Source organism: Polaromonas sp. (assembly GCF_041689105.1).
Lineage (GTDB): Bacteria > Pseudomonadota > Gammaproteobacteria > Burkholderiales > Burkholderiaceae_C > Polaromonas.
Genome location: NZ_JBDNGU010000058.1, coordinates 1 through 16,249 on the forward strand (window position 1 = coordinate 1; position 16,249 = coordinate 16,249).

Below are 16,249 nucleotides of genomic sequence, written 5' to 3' on the forward strand. Positions count from 1 at the left end.
CAGTAGTGTCCGGTTAATTCAGAACGCATCGCCCGGAAAGCCAGCATTGATGCGGGCTTGAGGGGATTTTGATGTGTCCACGATTTGAATTTTTGCTAAAGGCGGTCGGCCCAAACAAAGGGTTTTTCCTGATTTCATTATTTTCAGGCGTGCGCCCGACCCGGTGCGATTTGAGTATTTGCGATGCTTGCAGGTTTGAACGACCTGGGGTAACGCATGAACACCGGCAAGACGCTTTTTGCACAAGTGATGGAGCATGTGCCATGGAAGACCTTTGGTCGCATCATCGAACGCCACAGCGGCGATGCCGGGGTGCGTACCTTGAGTTGTGCCGATGTGTTTCGCGTGATGGCCTTCGCGCAGTTGACGTGGCGAGAATCCCTGCGCGACATCGAGGTTTGTCTTGCCTCCAATCAGACCAAACTGTTTCACATGGGTTTGAAGAGCGTGCCTGCACGCTCGACTTTGGCCGATGCCTTGAATCTGCGGGACTGGCGCATTTATCACGCGTTGGCAATGCGCTTGATCGCGCGCGCCCGAGAGCTCTATGTCAAAGAGCCAATGAGTGTCGATCTGGATGCGACGGTCTACGCGCTGGACTCCACCACCATCGACCTGTGCTTGAGCCTGTTCGATTGGGCCCCCTTTCGCTCGACCAAGGCGGCTGTGAAGATGCACACGCTGTTGGACTTGCGAGGGGCGATTCCCGCTTTCATCCATGTCAGCGATGGCAAGCTGGGAGATGTGAATGTGCTCGATATCTTGCCGGTCGAGGCGGGTGCGTTCTACATCATGGACCGGGGCTATCTGGATTTTTCCCGGCTGTTCAAGCTTCACCAGAGCGGTGCGTTTTTCGTTACCCGCGCCGAGCGCGGCATGAACGCTCGCCGGGTCTACTCGGCCATCACAGACAGAACCACCGGCGTGATCTGCGATCAACGTATCGCGCTGAATGGTTTTTACGTCAGCAAAGACTACCCCGAGCATTTGCGACGGGTGAAATTCAAAGACGCGGAGTCGGGCAAGACGCTGGTGTTTTTGACCAACAACATGACTTTGCCACCCTTGACCATCGCTGCGTTGTACAAGAGCCGTTGGCAGGTCGAGCTGTTTTTCAAGTGGATCAAACAGCACCTGCGGATCAAGCAATTTTTGGCCACCAGCGAGAACGCGGTGAAGACGCAAATCTGGTGCGCCGTGTCGACCTACGTTCTGATTGCCATCATTAAAAAGGAACTCCACCTGGATGCCTCGCTTTACGCTTGTCTACAGATTTTGTCGGTCTCGATTTTTGAGAAAACCCAGCTGTCATGCGCCTTGCAGCCCGATCGCTCTCAAACCGTACCCCCACCAATCGCTAACCAGTTGATTTTGTTCAACTTTTAACCGGACACTACTGATATAAACAACAGCTGCTAGCGCCCGTCCGGTGAGGACTGGAGGCACTTTTTGTACAAATATCCGGCCGACAGGTAACCCCACGATGGCGACGCACACCTTTCTCTGGCACGACTACGAAACCTTTGGTCTGAACACGCGCCGCGACCGGCCCGCGCAGTTTGCCGGCATACGCACGGACGCCGAACTCAACGAGACCGGCGAGCCGCTGATGATCTACTGCCAGCCGGCCCGGGACTACCTGCCCGACCCGGCCTCCTGCCTGCTCACCGGCATCACGCCGCAGCTGTGCCTGGAGCGCGGGTTGCCCGAGCATGAATTCGCCGCGCGCATCGAAGCCGCGCTTGCGCAACCCGGCACCATCGGCGTCGGCTACAACACCATCCGCTTCGACGACGAGGTGACGCGCCACCTGTTCTGGCGCAACCTGATCGACCCGTATGCACGCGAGTGGCAGAACAACTGCGGGCGCTGGGATTTGCTCGACGTGGTGCGTATGGCCTACGCCTTGCGACCCGAAGATGTGCAGTGGCCCATGAAACCCGACGAGCGCCGGCCGGATGACGCGGGCGCCATGCGCCCCAGCTTCAAGTTGGAAGACCTTGCGCGCGCCAACGGCCTGCTGCACGAAGCCGCCCATGACGCGCTGTCCGATGTGCGCGCCACGATTGCCCTGGCGCGGCTGATCCGCCAGGCGCAGCCGCGGCTGTTTGACTTTTGCCTGTCGCTGCACAAGAAGGACCGCGTAGCCGCCGAACTCGGCCTGCCGACCAGCCCTCAGACAGCGCAGCCGTTTTTGCATGTGTCAGGCATGTTCCCACCCGAGCGCGGCTGCCTGGCCGTGATGTGGCCGCTGACGATGCACCCGTCGAACAAAAACGAGTTGCTGGCCTGGGACCTGGCGCACGACCCCGGCGAGCTGCCGCTGCTCGACGTGGCGACCCTGCGTCAGCGCCTGTTCAGCAAGAGCGCCGAGCTGCCCGAAGGCGTCGCGCGGCTGCCGATCAAGTCGGTTCACCTGAACAAGTCGCCCATGGTGGTTCGAAAGCTGGCCACCTTGAGCCCGGAGATGGCAGCCCGGTGGGGCGTCGACATCGAAGCCGCGCTGCGCAACGCCGAAAAAGCTGCCGGCCTGCCCGACATGAGCGCGATATGGCCGGAGGTCTTTGCGCGGCCGAAAGAGGGTGTGCCCGACGTGGACGAAGACCTGTACGGCGGCTTCATCAACAACGACGACCGGCGCCGCCTGAACCGGCTGCGCGCCTTGCCGCCGGCCGAACTCGCGCACAGCCGCACCGGTTTTGACGACGACCGGCTCGAAGAGCTGGTGTTTCGCTACCGCGCGCGAAACTTCGATGCGACGCTGTCACCGGAAGACGCCGAACGCTGGGAAGCGCATCGTGCGGCGCGTCTGCTCGAAGGCGAGGGCGGGGCGCGCAATGTGGATGCCTTCCTGGCCGAACTTGATGTGCTGTCGGAAACGGCCGATGAGCGCGGGGAGGCGGTGCTGGGCGCGCTGTACGAGTATGCGGAAAGGGTGGCGCCTGAAGTTTAGCCCGGAGTTTCACTCCTTCAGGATGCTCTATTGGGGCCTTCAGATCGTCGTGCGGTGTATGCCTTGATTGCTATGCATTTCATAGCTGTATACGCTGGTCTGACAAGGGCTGGAGCCCGATTTGATGCATTAAAGTCAGGGCTGGTTGCTGGCGATTTGCCACAACCATGCACCAAATCGGCCTCTGGCCCTTATGCAGCAAGCGCGAGACGCTATGAATTTGATAGTTCTGGTTGCCACGCAGCATGTTTCCCCATCACGCTTTGGTACAAGGCGCTGGCTTCAAACGCAGCCAGCCAGCCCTGCAAGCGCGGCCACGGCTGCGCCGCGAACCACTCGGCGTCGGTATGCGCGAACTGGCGAATAAACGGCAGGATGGCCATGTCAGCCAGGCTGGCCCGGTCACCCATCAGCCAGCCTTTGTGCAGCTGGGTGTCGAGTTGCGCCAGCCAGCCGTTGGCGGCGCTGCGGTGCTGCAACGCAAAACCAGCCGCATCGCCGCCAGATTCATCGGGATAGCGATTCGGGTATTTGTAGCGGTCCAGGTGGCGCTTGAAGTCGCCGTCGTTGCCGGCGATAAGCGCCTCTGTCTCATGCGCGGCCACCTCAGGCGGCGACAGCCACTGCGCGGGGTCGTTGCGCGCCAGCGCCCAGCGCATGATGTCCAGGCTCTCGTCCAGCACTTCCCCATCGGGCAGCACCAGCACCGGCACCGTGCCTTTGGGTGACGCGGCCAGCATGGCAGCGGGTTTGTTCTTCAGCACGACTTCACGGTGTTCATGGGGCTCGCCGCTGATGGCGAGCGCGAGGCGCGCGCGCATGGCATACGGGCAGCGGCGAAACGAGTAGAGCACAGGGAGGGCGGGCAGGGCGTGCATCACTGCTTGTCGCCGTCGCCGCCATCTGACGACGGAAATTTCGCGCCAATGTGCGGCTGCCGCCGGCGGTTGGCGTAGTCGACCTGGCGCTGGCGCTCGATGAAGCCGCGTTTTTGCGCGTCGGTTTTTTTGTCGTGGCAGGCCGGGCAGCTCACCCCCGGCACGTACAGCGGCGAGGCCTTGTCGGCTTTGCTGATCGGGTCGCGGCAGGCCCGGCACAAGTCATAGTGGCCGGCGGCCAGGCCGTGCACCACGGACACTCGCTCGTCGAACACAAAACACTCGCCCTGCCAGCGACTTTCGGCCTCGGGCACGGTTTCCAGGTACTTGAGGATGCCGCCTTCGAGGTGGTAGACCTCGTCAAAGCCCTGGGTACGCAGGTAGGCGGTGGATTTTTCGCAGCGGATGCCGCCGGTACAGAACATCGCCACCTTGGGTTTCTTGCCGTTCTTTTCAGCCAGCAGCCCACCGGGTGCGGACTGCGCTTCGACCCAGGCCGGCAGTTCCGAGAAGCTTTTGGTGTGCGGATCGACCGCGCCGGCAAACGTGCCGATGCCGACCTCGTAATCGTTGCGCGTGTCCACCACCACCACGCCGGGCTCGGCGATCAGCGCATTCCAGTCCTGCGGCTTCACGTACTGACCCGCCATCTGGTTCGGGTTGATGCCGGGCACACCCAGGGTGACGATCTCGCGTTTGAGCCGCACCTTCATGCGGTAAAACGGCAACTTCTGCGACCAGGACGCCTTGTGGGCGAGATCGGCCAGGCGGGGGTCGCTGCGCAAGTGCGCCAGCACCGCCTGCACCCCCCCGGCTGGCCCGGCAATCGTGCCGTTGATGCCTTCTTCGGCCAGCAGCAGCGTGCCGCGCACATCGTTTGCCTCGCAAAAGGCCTGCAGCGGCGCCTGCAGCGCGGCAAAGTCGGGCAGGGCGACAAACTTGTAAAGGGCGGCGGTCAGAAAGTCAGACATGGCAAGACACAGAGGGCAAAAAAGCGTTAAAAAACAAGGCCGCACGCAGTGCGAGGCGTCTCATCGTACCAAGCGCATCGGCTTTCTCGTTTGCGTTGCGTCAGCGTCCTGACAGATACGCGGCGTGCAGGACCACACAAACGGCAGCTGCCTGCGTGGACGCTTTTGCTGCATTGCAGCAAAATGGATGCATGATTACTATTTCAGGCCGCTCCGGCCACATCGCGGCACCATGGCCAAAAGCCTGAGCAGCCTCTGGCTCACCACTGTGCGCCGCATAGGCAAGGCCCAGCAGGCGCAGGGCCGCCGGCTGTTGCAAAGCCTGGTGCCCAAGCCCGCCCGCAAGCCAGCGGCGCGTCGCGCAAAACCGGTGCAACCGGCCAAGGTGGCCAAAGCGAAACCACTCGCCACCGTTCGCCAAAGCGCGGTGGGTTCCGCCAGCGCAGTCCCCGGCCTGCCGGGCAGCTGGCAGAAATGCTGGTTCTCCATTCCGGCGGCCGGGCAGGTGGCTTCAGCGCGGCGCATGTTGTACTGGCTCTACCTGCCGTCCAGTGCCGGCACAGCGCCACGCCCGGTTCCACTGGTGGTCATGTTGCATGGCTGTCAGCAGATGGCCACCGACTTTGCGCAGTCCACGCGCATGAACGCGCTGGCCGAGCGCAAGGGTTTTGCGGTGCTCTATCCGCAGCAGTCGGCTGCGGCCGATGCACACCGCTGCTGGCACTGGTACAAACGCTCGACCCAGGAAGGCTTGGGCGACGTGCGGCTGATTGCCCAGATGATTGCGCATGTGCAAGGCAAACACGGCCTGGATACCTCGCGCACCTATGCGGCGGGCTTGTCCGCAGGGGCGGCTCTGGCCAACATTCTGGCGCTACGTTACCCCGCCATGGTGGCCGCCGTGGGGCTGCATTCGGCACCCGTCTTCGGCACCACCGACTCGCCGATGAGCGCTTTTCGCGCTATGCAGCACGGGTCGGGCACCGCACACCGCGAGAGCGTGCAGGCCTTCGGCACCGCAGCGCCGGCGTTTCCCGGCATGCCGGCCATCCTGATCCACGGCGCGCGCGACAGCGTGGTCAGGCGCATCAACATGACGCAGCTCACCGAGCAGTTCACCATCCTCAATGCCGCGTTGATCACGCGTGAGCAGCCGGCCGTGCGGACTTACCCCGCACGCAGCACCGGCCGCCATCCGCGCCATGCCTATGAAAGCGCCACCTGGTATGCCGGGCGCAAGCCGCAGCTCGTGGCCTGTGAGATCGGGCACCTGGGTCACGCCTGGAGCGGTGGCGACGGCCGGGTCGAGTTCAGCGCACCGGAAGGCCCGGACGCCACCTTGATGATGTGGACCTTTTTTGCCCAACACCGCCGGCTGCCGGTACCCGGGAAGACCTGACCGCGCGGCGCCAGAAGTTGGTGTGCTGACTGCGACTGTGGCTCAACCGCCTTGCGCAAGACGCGTGCGAAGCGCCTCCACGCGCGAGCGGTTCACGCCAAAGTCCTTGCGCCCCAGGCGACTCGACGAGCGCACATGGATCACCTGGGCCGCCTCGTCCAGCACCAGCTCCAGATCATCCGTGAACCTGAGCCAGCGCGTGCTGCACTGGGCGTAGAGATAACCCGTCGTTTCTTCCACCAGGATGGTTCCAGGGGTGGCTTTGACCAGCGCCGCGACTTGGGCAAAGGCCACGGCGCCGTCGCCGGTGTAGGCCAGCGGCGCGATGTCGGCATAGGCCCTGAACGGATGGTCGGGGTAAAGCGTGGCCTGGCTGCTCACGCTGTTGGGATTGAGGGCGGGCGGCTTGAGCCGCCCGTTCTTTACACCGAGGTCGGTCGGAACGCGGCCTCGGAGCAGCCCCAGCTGGCCCGCCACCAGCAGCATGACCAGCAGGCCAGCGACCAGCACAACGACAAGTTTCAGGGCAGTAACCATGGTGTCAACGTCCAGACGATTCGAGTGGGGTTCAACGGCAACGCAGTGATTGCCGGGCGCCGGAAAAAGTCCGGCGTAGCTTGAGCATAACCATCAAACGGACATCGCTGGCAAAGAAAAGCCGCTGCCTCAGGGTGGCGGTGCGTGGCAGGTCACGCAGAGTTTGTTGCCGTCCGCGTGTCGCGCTCGCAAAAACGCAGCTTCAGGCCCAGGCTGTCCATGACTGCGTTGTAGAAGCCGAAGGCCTGATCGAAGTTGCTGACACCCAGAAAAATATGTGAAAACATGCGCACCCTTTCTACCTCGCGACCTGGCTGCTCTGTGCAAATTATCTCCTGTCTCCCTAAAATCCCCGCATGACTCCATCTCTCAAAGTCGCCGTCATGGGCGCAGGCGCCGTGGGCTGCTACTTCGGCGGCATGCTGGCCCACGCTGGCCACGACGTTGTGCTGATCGCCCGACGCCAGCACGTGATGGCCGTCACGCAGCGCGGTCTGCGCATGCAAACCACGCGTTTTGACGAGCAGGTGCGCCTGACGGCCAGCACCGACGTTGCTGCGGTGCGTGACGCCAGCCTGGTGCTGTTTTGTGTCAAGTCCACCGACACAGAGTCGGCCGGCGCCCTGATGCGGCCGCACCTGGCGGCCAGCGCCACCATGCTGTGCCTGCAAAACGGCGTGGACAACGCCGACCGGCTGCGCGCCATGCTGCCGCAACACGCCGTGGCCGCTGCGGTGGTTTATGTCGCCACCGAGATGGCCGGCCCCGGTCACGTCCGACACCATGGTCGCGGTGAGCTGGTGATCGAGCCTTCCGGCAGCAGTGCGGCTGTGGCCCAGGCCCTGGTGGCGGCGGGTGTGCCCACAGAGATCTCGGACAACGTGCGCGGTGCGCTGTGGAACAAGCTGATACTCAACTGCGCCTACAACGCGGTCTCGGCCATCACGCAGTTGCCCTATGGCAAAACCGTGGCAGGCGAGGGGGTGACAGACCTGATGCGCGACGTGGTGGCCGAATGTCTGGCCGTAGCGCACGCCGAAGGTGTGCAGGTGGCCGGCGACGTGTATGCCGTGGTCGACAAGCTGGCCGCCAGCATGCCCGCCCAGTTTTCATCGACGGCGCAAGACCTGGCACGCGGCAAGCGCAGCGAGATCGACCACCTCAACGGCCTGGTCGTGGTGCGTGGCCAGGCCTTGGGTGTGGCCGCGCCGGCCAACCGCGTGTTGTGGGCGCTGGTCAAACTGCTGGAAACAAAGGCAGCCGGTACGCCGGACGCGTAGCGGCCAGCCGTGGGCCTGTCCTGGCTTCGCGCCCGGTGTTCGAGCACTTTGCCACGAACATCCAGCCAGCCAGAGAAAGCCGGCTTCAGGGTTTGCTGTCGCGCCAGACCAAAAAGGGGTTGAGCGGCGTGCCGTGCCACCACTGCTTTTCAGGGCCCAGTTTGAAAATCGCGAAATGCAGGTGCGGCGCTTCAGGCGAGGCGTTGCCGGTGCTGCGCGCAAAAGCGCTGACTTCGCCTTTTCGTACACACCCGCCTTCGACCAAGCCGTCGGCGTAGCGGTCCAGGTGCGCGTGGTAATAGGCAAACTCGCCGCCCGGGTCGAACTGGTACAGCGTGATGCCGCCGGGCTTGCTCAAAAACAGCTCGGCGACGCGGCCGTCTTCGACCGCCAGCACCGGCTTACCGCGCGGTGCCATGATGTCCAGCGCTTCATGTGGCGCGCCAGCGGCGCGTGCCTGGGTGTAGGTGTCGGTCAGTTGTGCAGCGCCTGCGCCGCTGACGGGCAGCGTCAGGCTGCGAGCGCGCAGGCGGGAGAGATCACCGGCGCCTGGTAGCCCGGCTGGTGTGACGGGTGTGACGTCGGTGTTCGGGGCGGGCTCGGCAGAAGAGGCAGCACTGGCCGCTGGAAGCGGTGCCTCCGATGCAGAGGGCGCGGCGGGGACGGCGCTGGCAGGCGCTGCGTGTGTGATCGCCGCAGGCCGGAACCAGGTTCCGACGACGGCGCCTGCAGCCGAAGCCACCAACGCGACCAGCACAAACACTTTGCGCGCGGGTTGTCGGGTGAAGGAACTTGTCATTCCATTTCCATGTCAACAGTGCTGTCATCCCGGACCTGATCCGGGATCCGTGCGGCGTGAACCGCAGGCGCGGGCTGGCGCAGCATGGATGGCGGGTCAAGCCCGCAATGACAATCGAATTGAAATAGAAACGGAATCACAGCTTGACGTCAACCTTGAGGCCGGCCTTGGCCAGCGTGGACAGACGTTCTGCGTCCCAGTTGGTCATGTGGATGCAGCCATTGGTTTTCGAATGTCCCACGTTGGACGGATTGGGCGTGCCGTGAATGCCCCAGTGCGGCCTGGTCAGACCCAGCCAGATGCTGCCCACCGGGTTGTTCGGGCCGGGCGCGATGTCCACTTTCTGGGCATCTTTGGGCGCGTTCTTCAGCAGCTTGGGGTTGTAGGTAAAGCTGGGGTTTTTTACCTCGTTCTTGATCGCCATCATGCCAATCGGCAGCGGGTCGTTTTTTTCGTTGCCGATACTGATGGGAAAGCCCGCAACCGGGCGTTTTTCGGCGTCGAGTACATACAGAACACGTTGGGACTTTTCGATCTGGATGGACGCCGCCTTGGGTGGCGCGCTGCCACCGGTCACATTCGGCACCACGATCTCTTTACCGGCTTCCACCTTGCGGCCGCCGTTGAGCTGCTTCAGATAGGCGATGCTGGTGTGGAATTTTTCGGCCAGCGCTTCGTCGGCTGACTCGTAGACCAGCGCCTTCATCTTGGCGCGCTCGTTCATGTCGGCAGCCGTTTTTTCGAACGGGCCGGCTGTGTCTTTATCGGTCACGGTGTAACGGGTGAGCAGTGGGGCGCTGTCTTCCCTCAACGACTTCCAGGTCCCTGCGGTGACTGTGCCGGTAGTTTTCAGGCCGCAGGCTGTCTGGTAGGCCTTCACCATGCGCTGCATGTTGGCGGCAAATCGGCCATCAATTTCGCCGCAGGAGAACCATGCGCGGTCCAGAAGAATCTGCGCGCGCGCCACGGCAGCGCCCTTGCTGCCGCTCTTGAGCAGCGGGCTGTCGCTGGCGTTGTTGAAGGTGTCGCGGTCGAAGGCGGTGCTGGCCGCTGTTTTGGCGCTGCTTGCCTTGCCGGTCTGGGTGGTCTGTGCCAGCGCAGCGCCGCCGGCCAGGCCAAGCGCGCCACAGCACAAGCCAAGGGCCCGTGCCCGCAGGAAAGCCGGGGCAGGGGAGCTGGGTCGCGGCAGGAACACGGTCGTCAAGAAGGTCATGGCGGGTCTTTCGCAAAGGGTTGCGAAAGTGTCCCCGCGCCCGTGGCCGACAGGTGCAGGAAGCGACGCTTGCTGCCGGTCAGGCGAATGCCGGTGCCTCCAGCCATTCCTGCGGCTGTGCGCTATCGCACACACAAATGCGCCGGAGTTTCGTATCCTGTCGCCAGAGTCTCTCCAGGTGCTGTGCTCTGGCATGTGGGGGCAGATCCATCACATGGTTACCCATTGCCCATATCGCCGTTCAAAACAGCAAAGCCCCGGGCCCCTCCGGCCGCGCGCTCTCATCCACGGAGCGTGGTCCCCAGTTCGACTGAAATAAAACTCAATCGCCTGCTCGCCGCGCTGCCTGACGCGCAGCTCAAGGCCTGGTTGCCGCACCTTGAGCAGTTTGATATGCCGCTGGGCGAGGTGATGTACGAGTCCGGTAAAACCGAACATTACGTGTACTTTCCGACTTCGGCCATTGTGTCATTGCTGTAGGTCATGAAAAACGGCGACTCGGCCGAAATTGCCGTGGCGGGCAATGAGGGCATGGTGGGTATTTCGCTTTTTCTGGGCGGCAACGCCACACCCAGCCGAGCTGTGGTGCAAAGCGCGGGCGTGGGTTTTCGGATGAAGGCGCCCTTCATGAAAGAGGAGTTCGACAAGGCCGGGCCTGTGACCCACCTGCTGCTGCGTTACACCCAGGCGCTGATCACGCAAATGTCGCAAACCGCCGTTTGTAACCGGCACCACAGCCTGGACGAGCAGCTGTGCCGATGGCTGCTGCTGAGCCTGGACCGGTTGCCCGGCAACGAGCTGGTGATGACCCAGGAGCTGATTGCCAACATGTTGGGGGTGCGCCGCGTGGGCGTCACAGAAGCCGCGCTCAAGGTGCAGGACGCCGGCCTGATCAGCTACGCCCGCGGCCGCATCAAGGTGCTGGACCGGGTGGGGCTGGAGAAGCGCTCCTGCGAGTGTTACCAGGTCGTCAAGGACGAATACGACCGTTTGCTGCCCAAGCAGATGGCGGCCTGAACCGGGCGGGCACCGGCCTCGGCAGTGAAAAAACGGCTTCCCGACAAAACGACACTTTGTTCTCCATGCGGACTTCTTTGCTGCTTAAGTCCGCTACCGGACCGACGGGAGCGGTACAAGCTTTTATAAACGGGACAAGGCAACAGCGACCGAGCCTCGGCCGCGTTCGCGCTTGACCGTCGCTGCAGCGTTGTGCAGCAATCGCGCCGGAGGTGCCAGCATGACGCAGAGTCCTTTACTGACGCAGAAAACGCAAAATTTCGCGCACAAGGCCTTGAAGGCCCTGGGCTTTGTCAACCTCAACCGTCTTTTTGAGTCGCCGCAGTCTGCGATGGCTTCTCCCAAGGCTTCGGTCAGGCTCGCCACTGGCGCCCACGACGGTGTGCAGGCACCATCCTGCGGGTTTCAAATAGCCAGGGAAGACTGGGATGCCATGTACCGCGCCATCCAGGTTCGGCTTGCGCACGCCGTGGATGAGCAGCGCGGTTTGGTGTCCGCGCCGCTAGCTGGCGACGCGTCCGCTCATCTTCAGATCGTCGCGCTCGAGTGTGTAGCTGCCATGGCGCAATTGCATGCCGCGTTGACGCAGGAACGCGCCTGCACCGACGTCTCAGGCGGGCCTGTCGGCCAATCCTGAAATCACCCGCCAGTGTTTGGCCTCCACCGGCGTAATCGACAGCCGGTTGCCCTTGCGCAGGATCACCAGGTCGGCCAGCTCGGGCCGGGCGCGCATCTGCGGCAGGGTGATGTTGCCTATCTTTTTGAGCACTTGCACGTCCACCAGCAGCCAGCGCGGCTCGCCGGGTTTTGATTTGGCGTCGTAATACGGCGACTGGGGGTCGAACTGGGTTGGGTCCGGATATGCGGCAGACGCCACGCGGGCGATGCCGACAATGCCCGGCTCCGCGCAACTGGAGTGGTAGAACAACACGCCGTCACCCACTTGCATGCCGTCCCGCATGAAGTTGCGCGCCTGGTAATTGCGCACGCCGACCCAGGGCACAGTGGACTTTTTCGCGGCAAGTGCCTCGTCTACCGAGCATTCTTCGGGTTCGGATTTCATGAGCCAGTAGTTCATGGTGCCCTATCAGTCAGTGTCAAGTCTTGATGAGTTGCAGCAGGGCGGGAACCACCAACCCGGCACCTGTCAGCACCAACAAGGCGCAGACCAGTTTGAGAACCGCTTGCCGCGACCAGCCGGGCGGGTGCCGCTCCAGCCACCAGCTTAGCCCGAACACCAGCGGCAAGGCAAGCAGACACAGCGTCAGCGCATTGCCGCTGAACTGCCCGGTAGGCACAACCACCACCAGCCGCAAGAAGGCGCTGGCCGCCAGCGTGGCGACCAGCGTGTCGCGCACCGCTTTCAGCGCCATCGGTTGCCGGTAGAAGTGATACACCAGCGGCGGCCCGCCCGAGGCAAACAGTCCTGTGAGCAGGCCAGACACTGCGCCCCAGAAACGGAAGGTGTTGGGCGATGAACGCTCAGGCAGCGCAGCGGTCTGCATCAGCACCACCAAGGCGCAGGCGATCACCGTCAGGCCCAGCAACACGCGCAGCACCAGGGTCACGTTGGCACTGAGCCAGCCCAGCAGCAGCAGACCCAGCAGGATGCCAGCCACGCAGCCAAGGGTGATGTCGCGAAGAGCCGGAACATCCAGCGTTTTGCCTGCGCCGCGCAAGGCTACCAGTGCGTTGGCCAGTGCCAGGACGGTCGTCACATTGGCCAGGTCGGCCAGCGGCGCCAGCTCCAGCAGTCCGGCCAAGCCCAGCAAAATCAGCGCAAAGGCAAAACCGCTCAGGCTTTGCGCGCAGGTGGCCAGGGCGACACACAGCAAGAAGAGGGCGGTTTGAGTCAGCGTCATTCAGCAGCGCGGGAGCCAGATGGCTCAGCGGTGTTTGCCGGCTTCCCAGCCCACGCTGCCAATCGCCCGTTCCGCCACCTCGACGGCCAGCGGCTCCAGCGCGGTCGCCATGGTGTCGTTCCAGCGGTTGAGGTAGCCGAAAAGCGCGATCGACGCCACGATCTCGACAATCTGCTCGTCGTTGTAATGCTTCTTCAATTCATCGAAGTCCGCCTGTGAGGCTTCATTGGGGACGGCGCCGGCTTTCAGCGCGAGGCTGATGGCGGCGCGCTCCGCCGGGCTGAATAGATCGCTGTTCTCAAAATCCCACAGCGCGGCAATCTTGGCGTCCGACGCCTTGTAGATGCTCGACAGGTTGGCCATGTGCGACTGGCAGTACAGGCAGCCCGCCGCATAACTGCTGGCCAGACTCACCAGCATCTTGGTTTCCTCCGGCACCGTGCCTTCGTACAGCACCGCCTGGTTCAGCGCCATGAAGGCCCGCACGATGTTGGGCCGCCGCACCATGGTCATGATGCTGTTGGGCGTGAAGCCGCGCGTCTTCTTGTAATGCTCAAAGCGCTCGCGGATGTCGTCTTCCTTGATGTCGGCGAGGGGAATGGGGGAGAGATGGGGCATGGGACTCCGTATGAGCTTGAAAGTGAAAGAAGTGCCGCCCAGTTTATCGGTTTGGGAATGCGATCCATCCACGCTCGCGGCTAACGATTTTTCATCCACTCAGCCATCGCGTCGAGCAGTTCCTCACGCACCTGGTCGTCATTGCGGCCTCAGCGGACCAGCACATGAAAGGCGTGATCAGCACCGTCCACGACATGCAGGGTCGCGAGCTTTCCCAGCCCAGTCGTGGTCTGCGTGATGAGGTCCAGGTCCGCCAGGCCAGCGCTCAGCCGGCGCGGCGCTTTGCCGCTGACTCGGCAAGTTCGGGTGGCAGGCGTTTGAGCAGCGCCCGGATCGCCAGCGGCACCAGCACCAGGTCGTCCGCAAAGCCCAAAAAGGGCACCATGTCAGGGATGAGATCGATGGGTGAAAACAGGTACAGCGCAATTGCTGCCGTGCCCCATTTCAGCCAGCTGGGTGCCTTGGGGTGGCGCAGCGCAACCCACAGTTGCCGGGCGTCGCCGCGCAACAGTACCCAAAGCAGGGTGAGGCGTTTGAACATGAAAGCTCCTTGGTGAGGTGGTGGCCGGGCCGGCCCGACGGGCCGCTTTGTCCCAGATGGCGCCGCTTGCCCCTGACGCAAGGGCTTTGACCGGGCGTTACATTCATCGGCCCATGCAGGGCGGCGTCAGGCGCGCTCAAAGTCGATGAAACTCTTTTCAGCATCCACCGCCAGCAGCCTGACGCGGGCCGTGTCGCCCACATCCAGGCCCTCAAACCCCCGCACGACCCGGCCCTCCAGCAAGGGGCTGCTGATGCGCACAAACGTGCCCTTGGCTGCCGCGCCCGTCACGATGGCGTCGAACACATCGCCGATACGGTTGTGCAGCAGATACGCACCTGCGGCCTTGAGGACCTGGCGCTCGACCTTGCTGGCGTTGTCTTCCTGAAGCGTGCAATGGCGGGCAATCTGGTTCAACTGCTCGGCGGAATAGGGCGGTGGCTCACCCGCCAGTGCCGCCTTCAGCAGGCGCTGCGTCACCAGATCAGGAAAGCGGCGATTCGGTGCGGTGGAATGGGCGTAGTCGTTGACGGCCAGGCCAAAGTGGCCCTGTCCATTGGTTCCGGCTTCGGCTGAGCCCTTGGGTAGGGCCGTTGCAGCCGCGTATTCGCCCGAGCCCAGCAGCTTCACCACCGCCAGCGACAAGTCGGCAAAAACTGCCGGGTCGGCTGCGCGGCGCGCACATAAAAAGCGGTCAAGGGCCGGTGCATCGGGCAGCGCGGGCAAGGTCACGTCGTGGCTTGCCGCCAGGGCCACAATGCGGTCCCAGCGGCGCGGTGCCTGCAAAAACCGGCGTATCGACGGAAAGCCCTGGTCCACCAGAAAACGCGCCGTCGCGCCATTGGTGGCAATCATCAGGTCGGCAATCAAATCCTTGGCTCGGTTTTTCTCGTCAGGGCGCAGGTCCACCAGCTGCCCGTCCTTGAATACCGGTCGTGCAGCGATGGTGTTGACATTCAGCGCGCCGCGCGACTGGCGCCACTGCCTCAGTTTGCCGGCCAGGGCGTCATGCAGGCGAACTTGCTCTTCCAACCCCGGCACACTCGCCATTTGCGGCGGCGCTGCAGCGGCACCGTCCAGCCATGCCGACACCGCGTCGTAAGTCAGCTTGGCGTGGTTCAGCACCAGCGCGCGGTAGATGCTTGACTCAGACACCGTGCCGTCTTCGGCGACCAGCATGTCAACCACCACGGCCAGTCGCTCCTGACCTTCGTGCAGAGACGTCAGGTCGGTAGACAGCACCTCGGGCAGCATGGGGAAAATGCCCGCCGCCGTGTACACCGAGGTCGTGTTGGCGGCGGCGTGGCCGTCCACCGCGCCGCCGGGCCGCACCTTGCAATCCACATCGGCGACGGCCACCAGCAGGCGCACGGCGCCCGACGGCAACGCCTCGGCCACGCTCAACTGGTCCAGATCGCGCGTGTCGTCGTTGTCAATCGAGAACCAGGTCAGGTGCCGCAGGTCGCGGAAGTTTCCATTGCGTTCGGGGACGGTCAGGCCCGCGGCTTCTGCCTCTTGCATAGCTTGCGGGGAAAAGGCGGGTAGCAGGCTGCGGGAGCGCATGGCTTCTACGGCTAGTTGGTGGAGATGGGTGGGGTTCATAGCGGGCGGTTTGTGAGCTTGGCTGACTTTACCTGCCGGTGAGGTCCGCTGCGCGAAAGTTCATAGTGGGTTCTTGACCACCCCAACAGCCATTCCAAGGGACCCCACCTTAGATGATTAGGCGAAGTGCTCTCGGATCGGGGCCAAAGATGCCAGAGAAGCTCGGATGCCAATGATCACTGATAGATTTGGGAATCCAAAACGCCGTGCCGCTGCTCGCAGCTTGCGGGCTCGAATAATCTGCTTCACTGAGAAAGCCGACACCCACGACAAAAGAAAATTCGGTTTTCTCTAAGAATGCGCTAGCTTTCCACGCAAGGGCAGAATGCTGGCCAGTACGGGCTGCTTCCGGGCCTAGTTCAGCCAATTGCTGGGCCTCTATGCCTTCGAAAGTCGCAAATAGCGCTCCAGGTCTTTTGCCCGTCAATTGCCGTCCGGCTGAGAGAGTGAGAGTTTTTCTCCAATCTCATTGAACTCACCGCCGACTGGTTTGTCGAAACGGCATGTCAAATCCAACAGAGCAAGAAGACGTGGCGAGCAAGGCGGGCCTGTTCGAAGACCTGCCGCAGTCCAGTGATG

General features: G+C 63.0%; 16 protein-coding genes and 1 pseudogene. 6 read left to right on the top strand and 11 right to left on the bottom strand.

Annotated features, from left to right (window positions below):
• Positions 1–216: 216 nt before the first annotated feature.
• Together ACESMT_RS04845 and sbcB are read left to right on the top strand one after the other, a co-directional pair.
• On the top strand, positions 217–1,386 hold the full coding sequence (locus tag ACESMT_RS04845; protein WP_372825441.1) for an IS4 family transposase: 1,170 nt from the start codon (positions 217–219) through the stop codon (positions 1,384–1,386).
• Positions 1,387–1,483: 97 nt separating this feature from the next.
• Positions 1,484–2,953: an exodeoxyribonuclease I gene (gene sbcB / locus ACESMT_RS04850; protein WP_372825442.1), complete on the top strand. Its 1,470-nt coding sequence runs from the start codon at positions 1,484–1,486 to the stop codon at positions 2,951–2,953.
• A gap of 212 nt (positions 2,954–3,165) precedes the next feature.
• On the opposite strand, the gene ACESMT_RS04855 is transcribed toward sbcB, so the two are convergent.
• Together ACESMT_RS04855 and ACESMT_RS04860 are read right to left on the bottom strand one after the other, a co-directional pair.
• Positions 3,166–3,831 carry a glutathione S-transferase gene (locus ACESMT_RS04855; RefSeq protein WP_372825443.1) on the bottom strand — a complete coding sequence of 222 codons (666 nt, stop codon included), beginning with the start codon at positions 3,829–3,831 and terminating at the stop codon, positions 3,166–3,168.
• Complete coding sequence (locus ACESMT_RS04860; protein ID WP_372825444.1) at positions 3,831–4,802, bottom strand: rhodanese-related sulfurtransferase; 972 nt, start codon at positions 4,800–4,802, stop codon at positions 3,831–3,833. The genes ACESMT_RS04855 and ACESMT_RS04860 overlap by 1 nt, the downstream gene beginning before the upstream one ends.
• A gap of 232 nt (positions 4,803–5,034) precedes the next feature.
• Between ACESMT_RS04860 and ACESMT_RS04865 the strand changes: the two genes are divergently transcribed.
• Positions 5,035–6,201 carry a PHB depolymerase family esterase gene (locus ACESMT_RS04865; RefSeq protein ID WP_372825445.1) on the top strand — a complete coding sequence of 389 codons (1,167 nt, stop codon included), beginning with the start codon at positions 5,035–5,037 and terminating at the stop codon, positions 6,199–6,201.
• A gap of 42 nt (positions 6,202–6,243) precedes the next feature.
• Here ACESMT_RS04865 and ACESMT_RS04870 read toward each other — a convergent pair whose 3' ends face one another.
• Complete coding sequence (locus tag ACESMT_RS04870; protein ID WP_372825446.1) at positions 6,244–6,738, bottom strand: DUF1499 domain-containing protein; 495 nt, start codon at positions 6,736–6,738, stop codon at positions 6,244–6,246.
• Between the two features lie 152 nt (positions 6,739–6,890).
• On the bottom strand, positions 6,891–7,025 hold the full coding sequence (locus ACESMT_RS04875; RefSeq protein ID WP_372825447.1) for a hypothetical protein: 135 nt from the start codon (positions 7,023–7,025) through the stop codon (positions 6,891–6,893).
• A 69-nt stretch (positions 7,026–7,094) separates the two neighbouring features.
• Here ACESMT_RS04875 and ACESMT_RS04880 point away from each other — a divergent pair, with 69 nt between their 5' ends.
• Positions 7,095–8,018 (top strand): ketopantoate reductase family protein, encoded by a 924-nt coding sequence (locus ACESMT_RS04880; RefSeq protein WP_372825448.1) that lies wholly within the window; start codon positions 7,095–7,097, stop codon positions 8,016–8,018.
• A gap of 85 nt (positions 8,019–8,103) precedes the next feature.
• Here ACESMT_RS04880 and ACESMT_RS04885 read toward each other — a convergent pair whose 3' ends face one another.
• Both ACESMT_RS04885 and ACESMT_RS04890 read right to left on the bottom strand, forming a co-directional pair.
• Positions 8,104–8,817, bottom strand: a complete 714-nt coding sequence (locus tag ACESMT_RS04885; RefSeq protein ID WP_372825450.1) for a M23 family metallopeptidase — start codon at positions 8,815–8,817, stop codon at positions 8,104–8,106.
• 136 nt (positions 8,818–8,953) lie between these two features.
• Positions 8,954–10,030 carry a L,D-transpeptidase family protein gene (locus ACESMT_RS04890; protein WP_372825451.1) on the bottom strand — a complete coding sequence of 359 codons (1,077 nt, stop codon included), beginning with the start codon at positions 10,028–10,030 and terminating at the stop codon, positions 8,954–8,956.
• A 393-nt stretch (positions 10,031–10,423) separates the two neighbouring features.
• Here ACESMT_RS04890 and ACESMT_RS04895 point away from each other — a divergent pair.
• Positions 10,424–11,047: pseudogene (locus tag ACESMT_RS04895) on the top strand (Crp/Fnr family transcriptional regulator).
• Positions 11,048–11,267: 220 nt separating this feature from the next.
• Positions 11,268–11,684, top strand: coding sequence for a hypothetical protein (locus ACESMT_RS04900; protein ID WP_372825452.1), 417 nt, complete (start codon positions 11,268–11,270; stop codon positions 11,682–11,684).
• Here ACESMT_RS04900 and ACESMT_RS04905 read toward each other — a convergent pair.
• From ACESMT_RS04905 to ACESMT_RS04925, 5 genes are all read right to left on the bottom strand, one after another.
• The gene (locus tag ACESMT_RS04905) at positions 11,658–12,125 is read right to left on the bottom strand and encodes an EVE domain-containing protein (RefSeq protein ID WP_372825453.1); all 468 of its coding nucleotides are present in this window, start codon (positions 12,123–12,125) and stop codon (positions 11,658–11,660) included. The genes ACESMT_RS04900 and ACESMT_RS04905 overlap by 27 nt on opposite strands.
• A gap of 19 nt (positions 12,126–12,144) precedes the next feature.
• Complete coding sequence (locus ACESMT_RS04910) at positions 12,145–12,909, bottom strand: TSUP family transporter (RefSeq protein ID WP_372825454.1); 765 nt, start codon at positions 12,907–12,909, stop codon at positions 12,145–12,147.
• Between the two features lie 24 nt (positions 12,910–12,933).
• Positions 12,934–13,527, bottom strand: a complete 594-nt coding sequence (locus ACESMT_RS04915; protein ID WP_372825455.1) for a carboxymuconolactone decarboxylase family protein — start codon at positions 13,525–13,527, stop codon at positions 12,934–12,936.
• 265 nt (positions 13,528–13,792) lie between these two features.
• The gene (locus ACESMT_RS04920) at positions 13,793–14,068 is read right to left on the bottom strand and encodes a YkvA family protein (protein ID WP_372825456.1); all 276 of its coding nucleotides are present in this window, start codon (positions 14,066–14,068) and stop codon (positions 13,793–13,795) included.
• Between the two features lie 126 nt (positions 14,069–14,194).
• Complete coding sequence (locus ACESMT_RS04925) at positions 14,195–15,670, bottom strand: RNB domain-containing ribonuclease (protein WP_372825457.1); 1,476 nt, start codon at positions 15,668–15,670, stop codon at positions 14,195–14,197.
• Positions 15,671–16,249 lie beyond the last annotated feature (579 nt).

Coding starts and splice junctions, on each gene's coding strand:
- sbcB (WP_372825442.1), top strand. CDS start 1,484: ATGGCGACGCACACCTTTCTCTGGCACGACTACGAAACCTTTGGTCTG.
- ACESMT_RS04880 (WP_372825448.1), top strand. CDS start 7,095: ATGACTCCATCTCTCAAAGTCGCCGTCATGGGCGCAGGCGCCGTGGGC.
- ACESMT_RS04900 (WP_372825452.1), top strand. CDS start 11,268: ATGACGCAGAGTCCTTTACTGACGCAGAAAACGCAAAATTTCGCGCAC.
- ACESMT_RS04905 (WP_372825453.1), bottom strand. CDS start 12,125: ATGAACTACTGGCTCATGAAATCCGAACCCGAAGAATGCTCGGTAGAC.
- ACESMT_RS04885 (WP_372825450.1), bottom strand. CDS start 8,817: ATGACAAGTTCCTTCACCCGACAACCCGCGCGCAAAGTGTTTGTGCTG.
- ACESMT_RS04875 (WP_372825447.1), bottom strand. CDS start 7,025: ATGTTTTCACATATTTTTCTGGGTGTCAGCAACTTCGATCAGGCCTTC.
- ACESMT_RS04865 (WP_372825445.1), top strand. CDS start 5,035: ATGGCCAAAAGCCTGAGCAGCCTCTGGCTCACCACTGTGCGCCGCATA.
- ACESMT_RS04890 (WP_372825451.1), bottom strand. CDS start 10,030: ATGACCTTCTTGACGACCGTGTTCCTGCCGCGACCCAGCTCCCCTGCC.
- ACESMT_RS04915 (WP_372825455.1), bottom strand. CDS start 13,527: ATGCCCCATCTCTCCCCCATTCCCCTCGCCGACATCAAGGAAGACGAC.
- ACESMT_RS04925 (WP_372825457.1), bottom strand. CDS start 15,670: ATGAACCCCACCCATCTCCACCAACTAGCCGTAGAAGCCATGCGCTCC.
- ACESMT_RS04910 (WP_372825454.1), bottom strand. CDS start 12,909: ATGACGCTGACTCAAACCGCCCTCTTCTTGCTGTGTGTCGCCCTGGCC.
- ACESMT_RS04860 (WP_372825444.1), bottom strand. CDS start 4,802: ATGTCTGACTTTCTGACCGCCGCCCTTTACAAGTTTGTCGCCCTGCCC.
- ACESMT_RS04855 (WP_372825443.1), bottom strand. CDS start 3,831: ATGCACGCCCTGCCCGCCCTCCCTGTGCTCTACTCGTTTCGCCGCTGC.
- ACESMT_RS04870 (WP_372825446.1), bottom strand. CDS start 6,738: ATGGTTACTGCCCTGAAACTTGTCGTTGTGCTGGTCGCTGGCCTGCTG.
- ACESMT_RS04920 (WP_372825456.1), bottom strand. CDS start 14,068: ATGTTCAAACGCCTCACCCTGCTTTGGGTACTGTTGCGCGGCGACGCC.
- ACESMT_RS04845 (WP_372825441.1), top strand. CDS start 217: ATGAACACCGGCAAGACGCTTTTTGCACAAGTGATGGAGCATGTGCCA.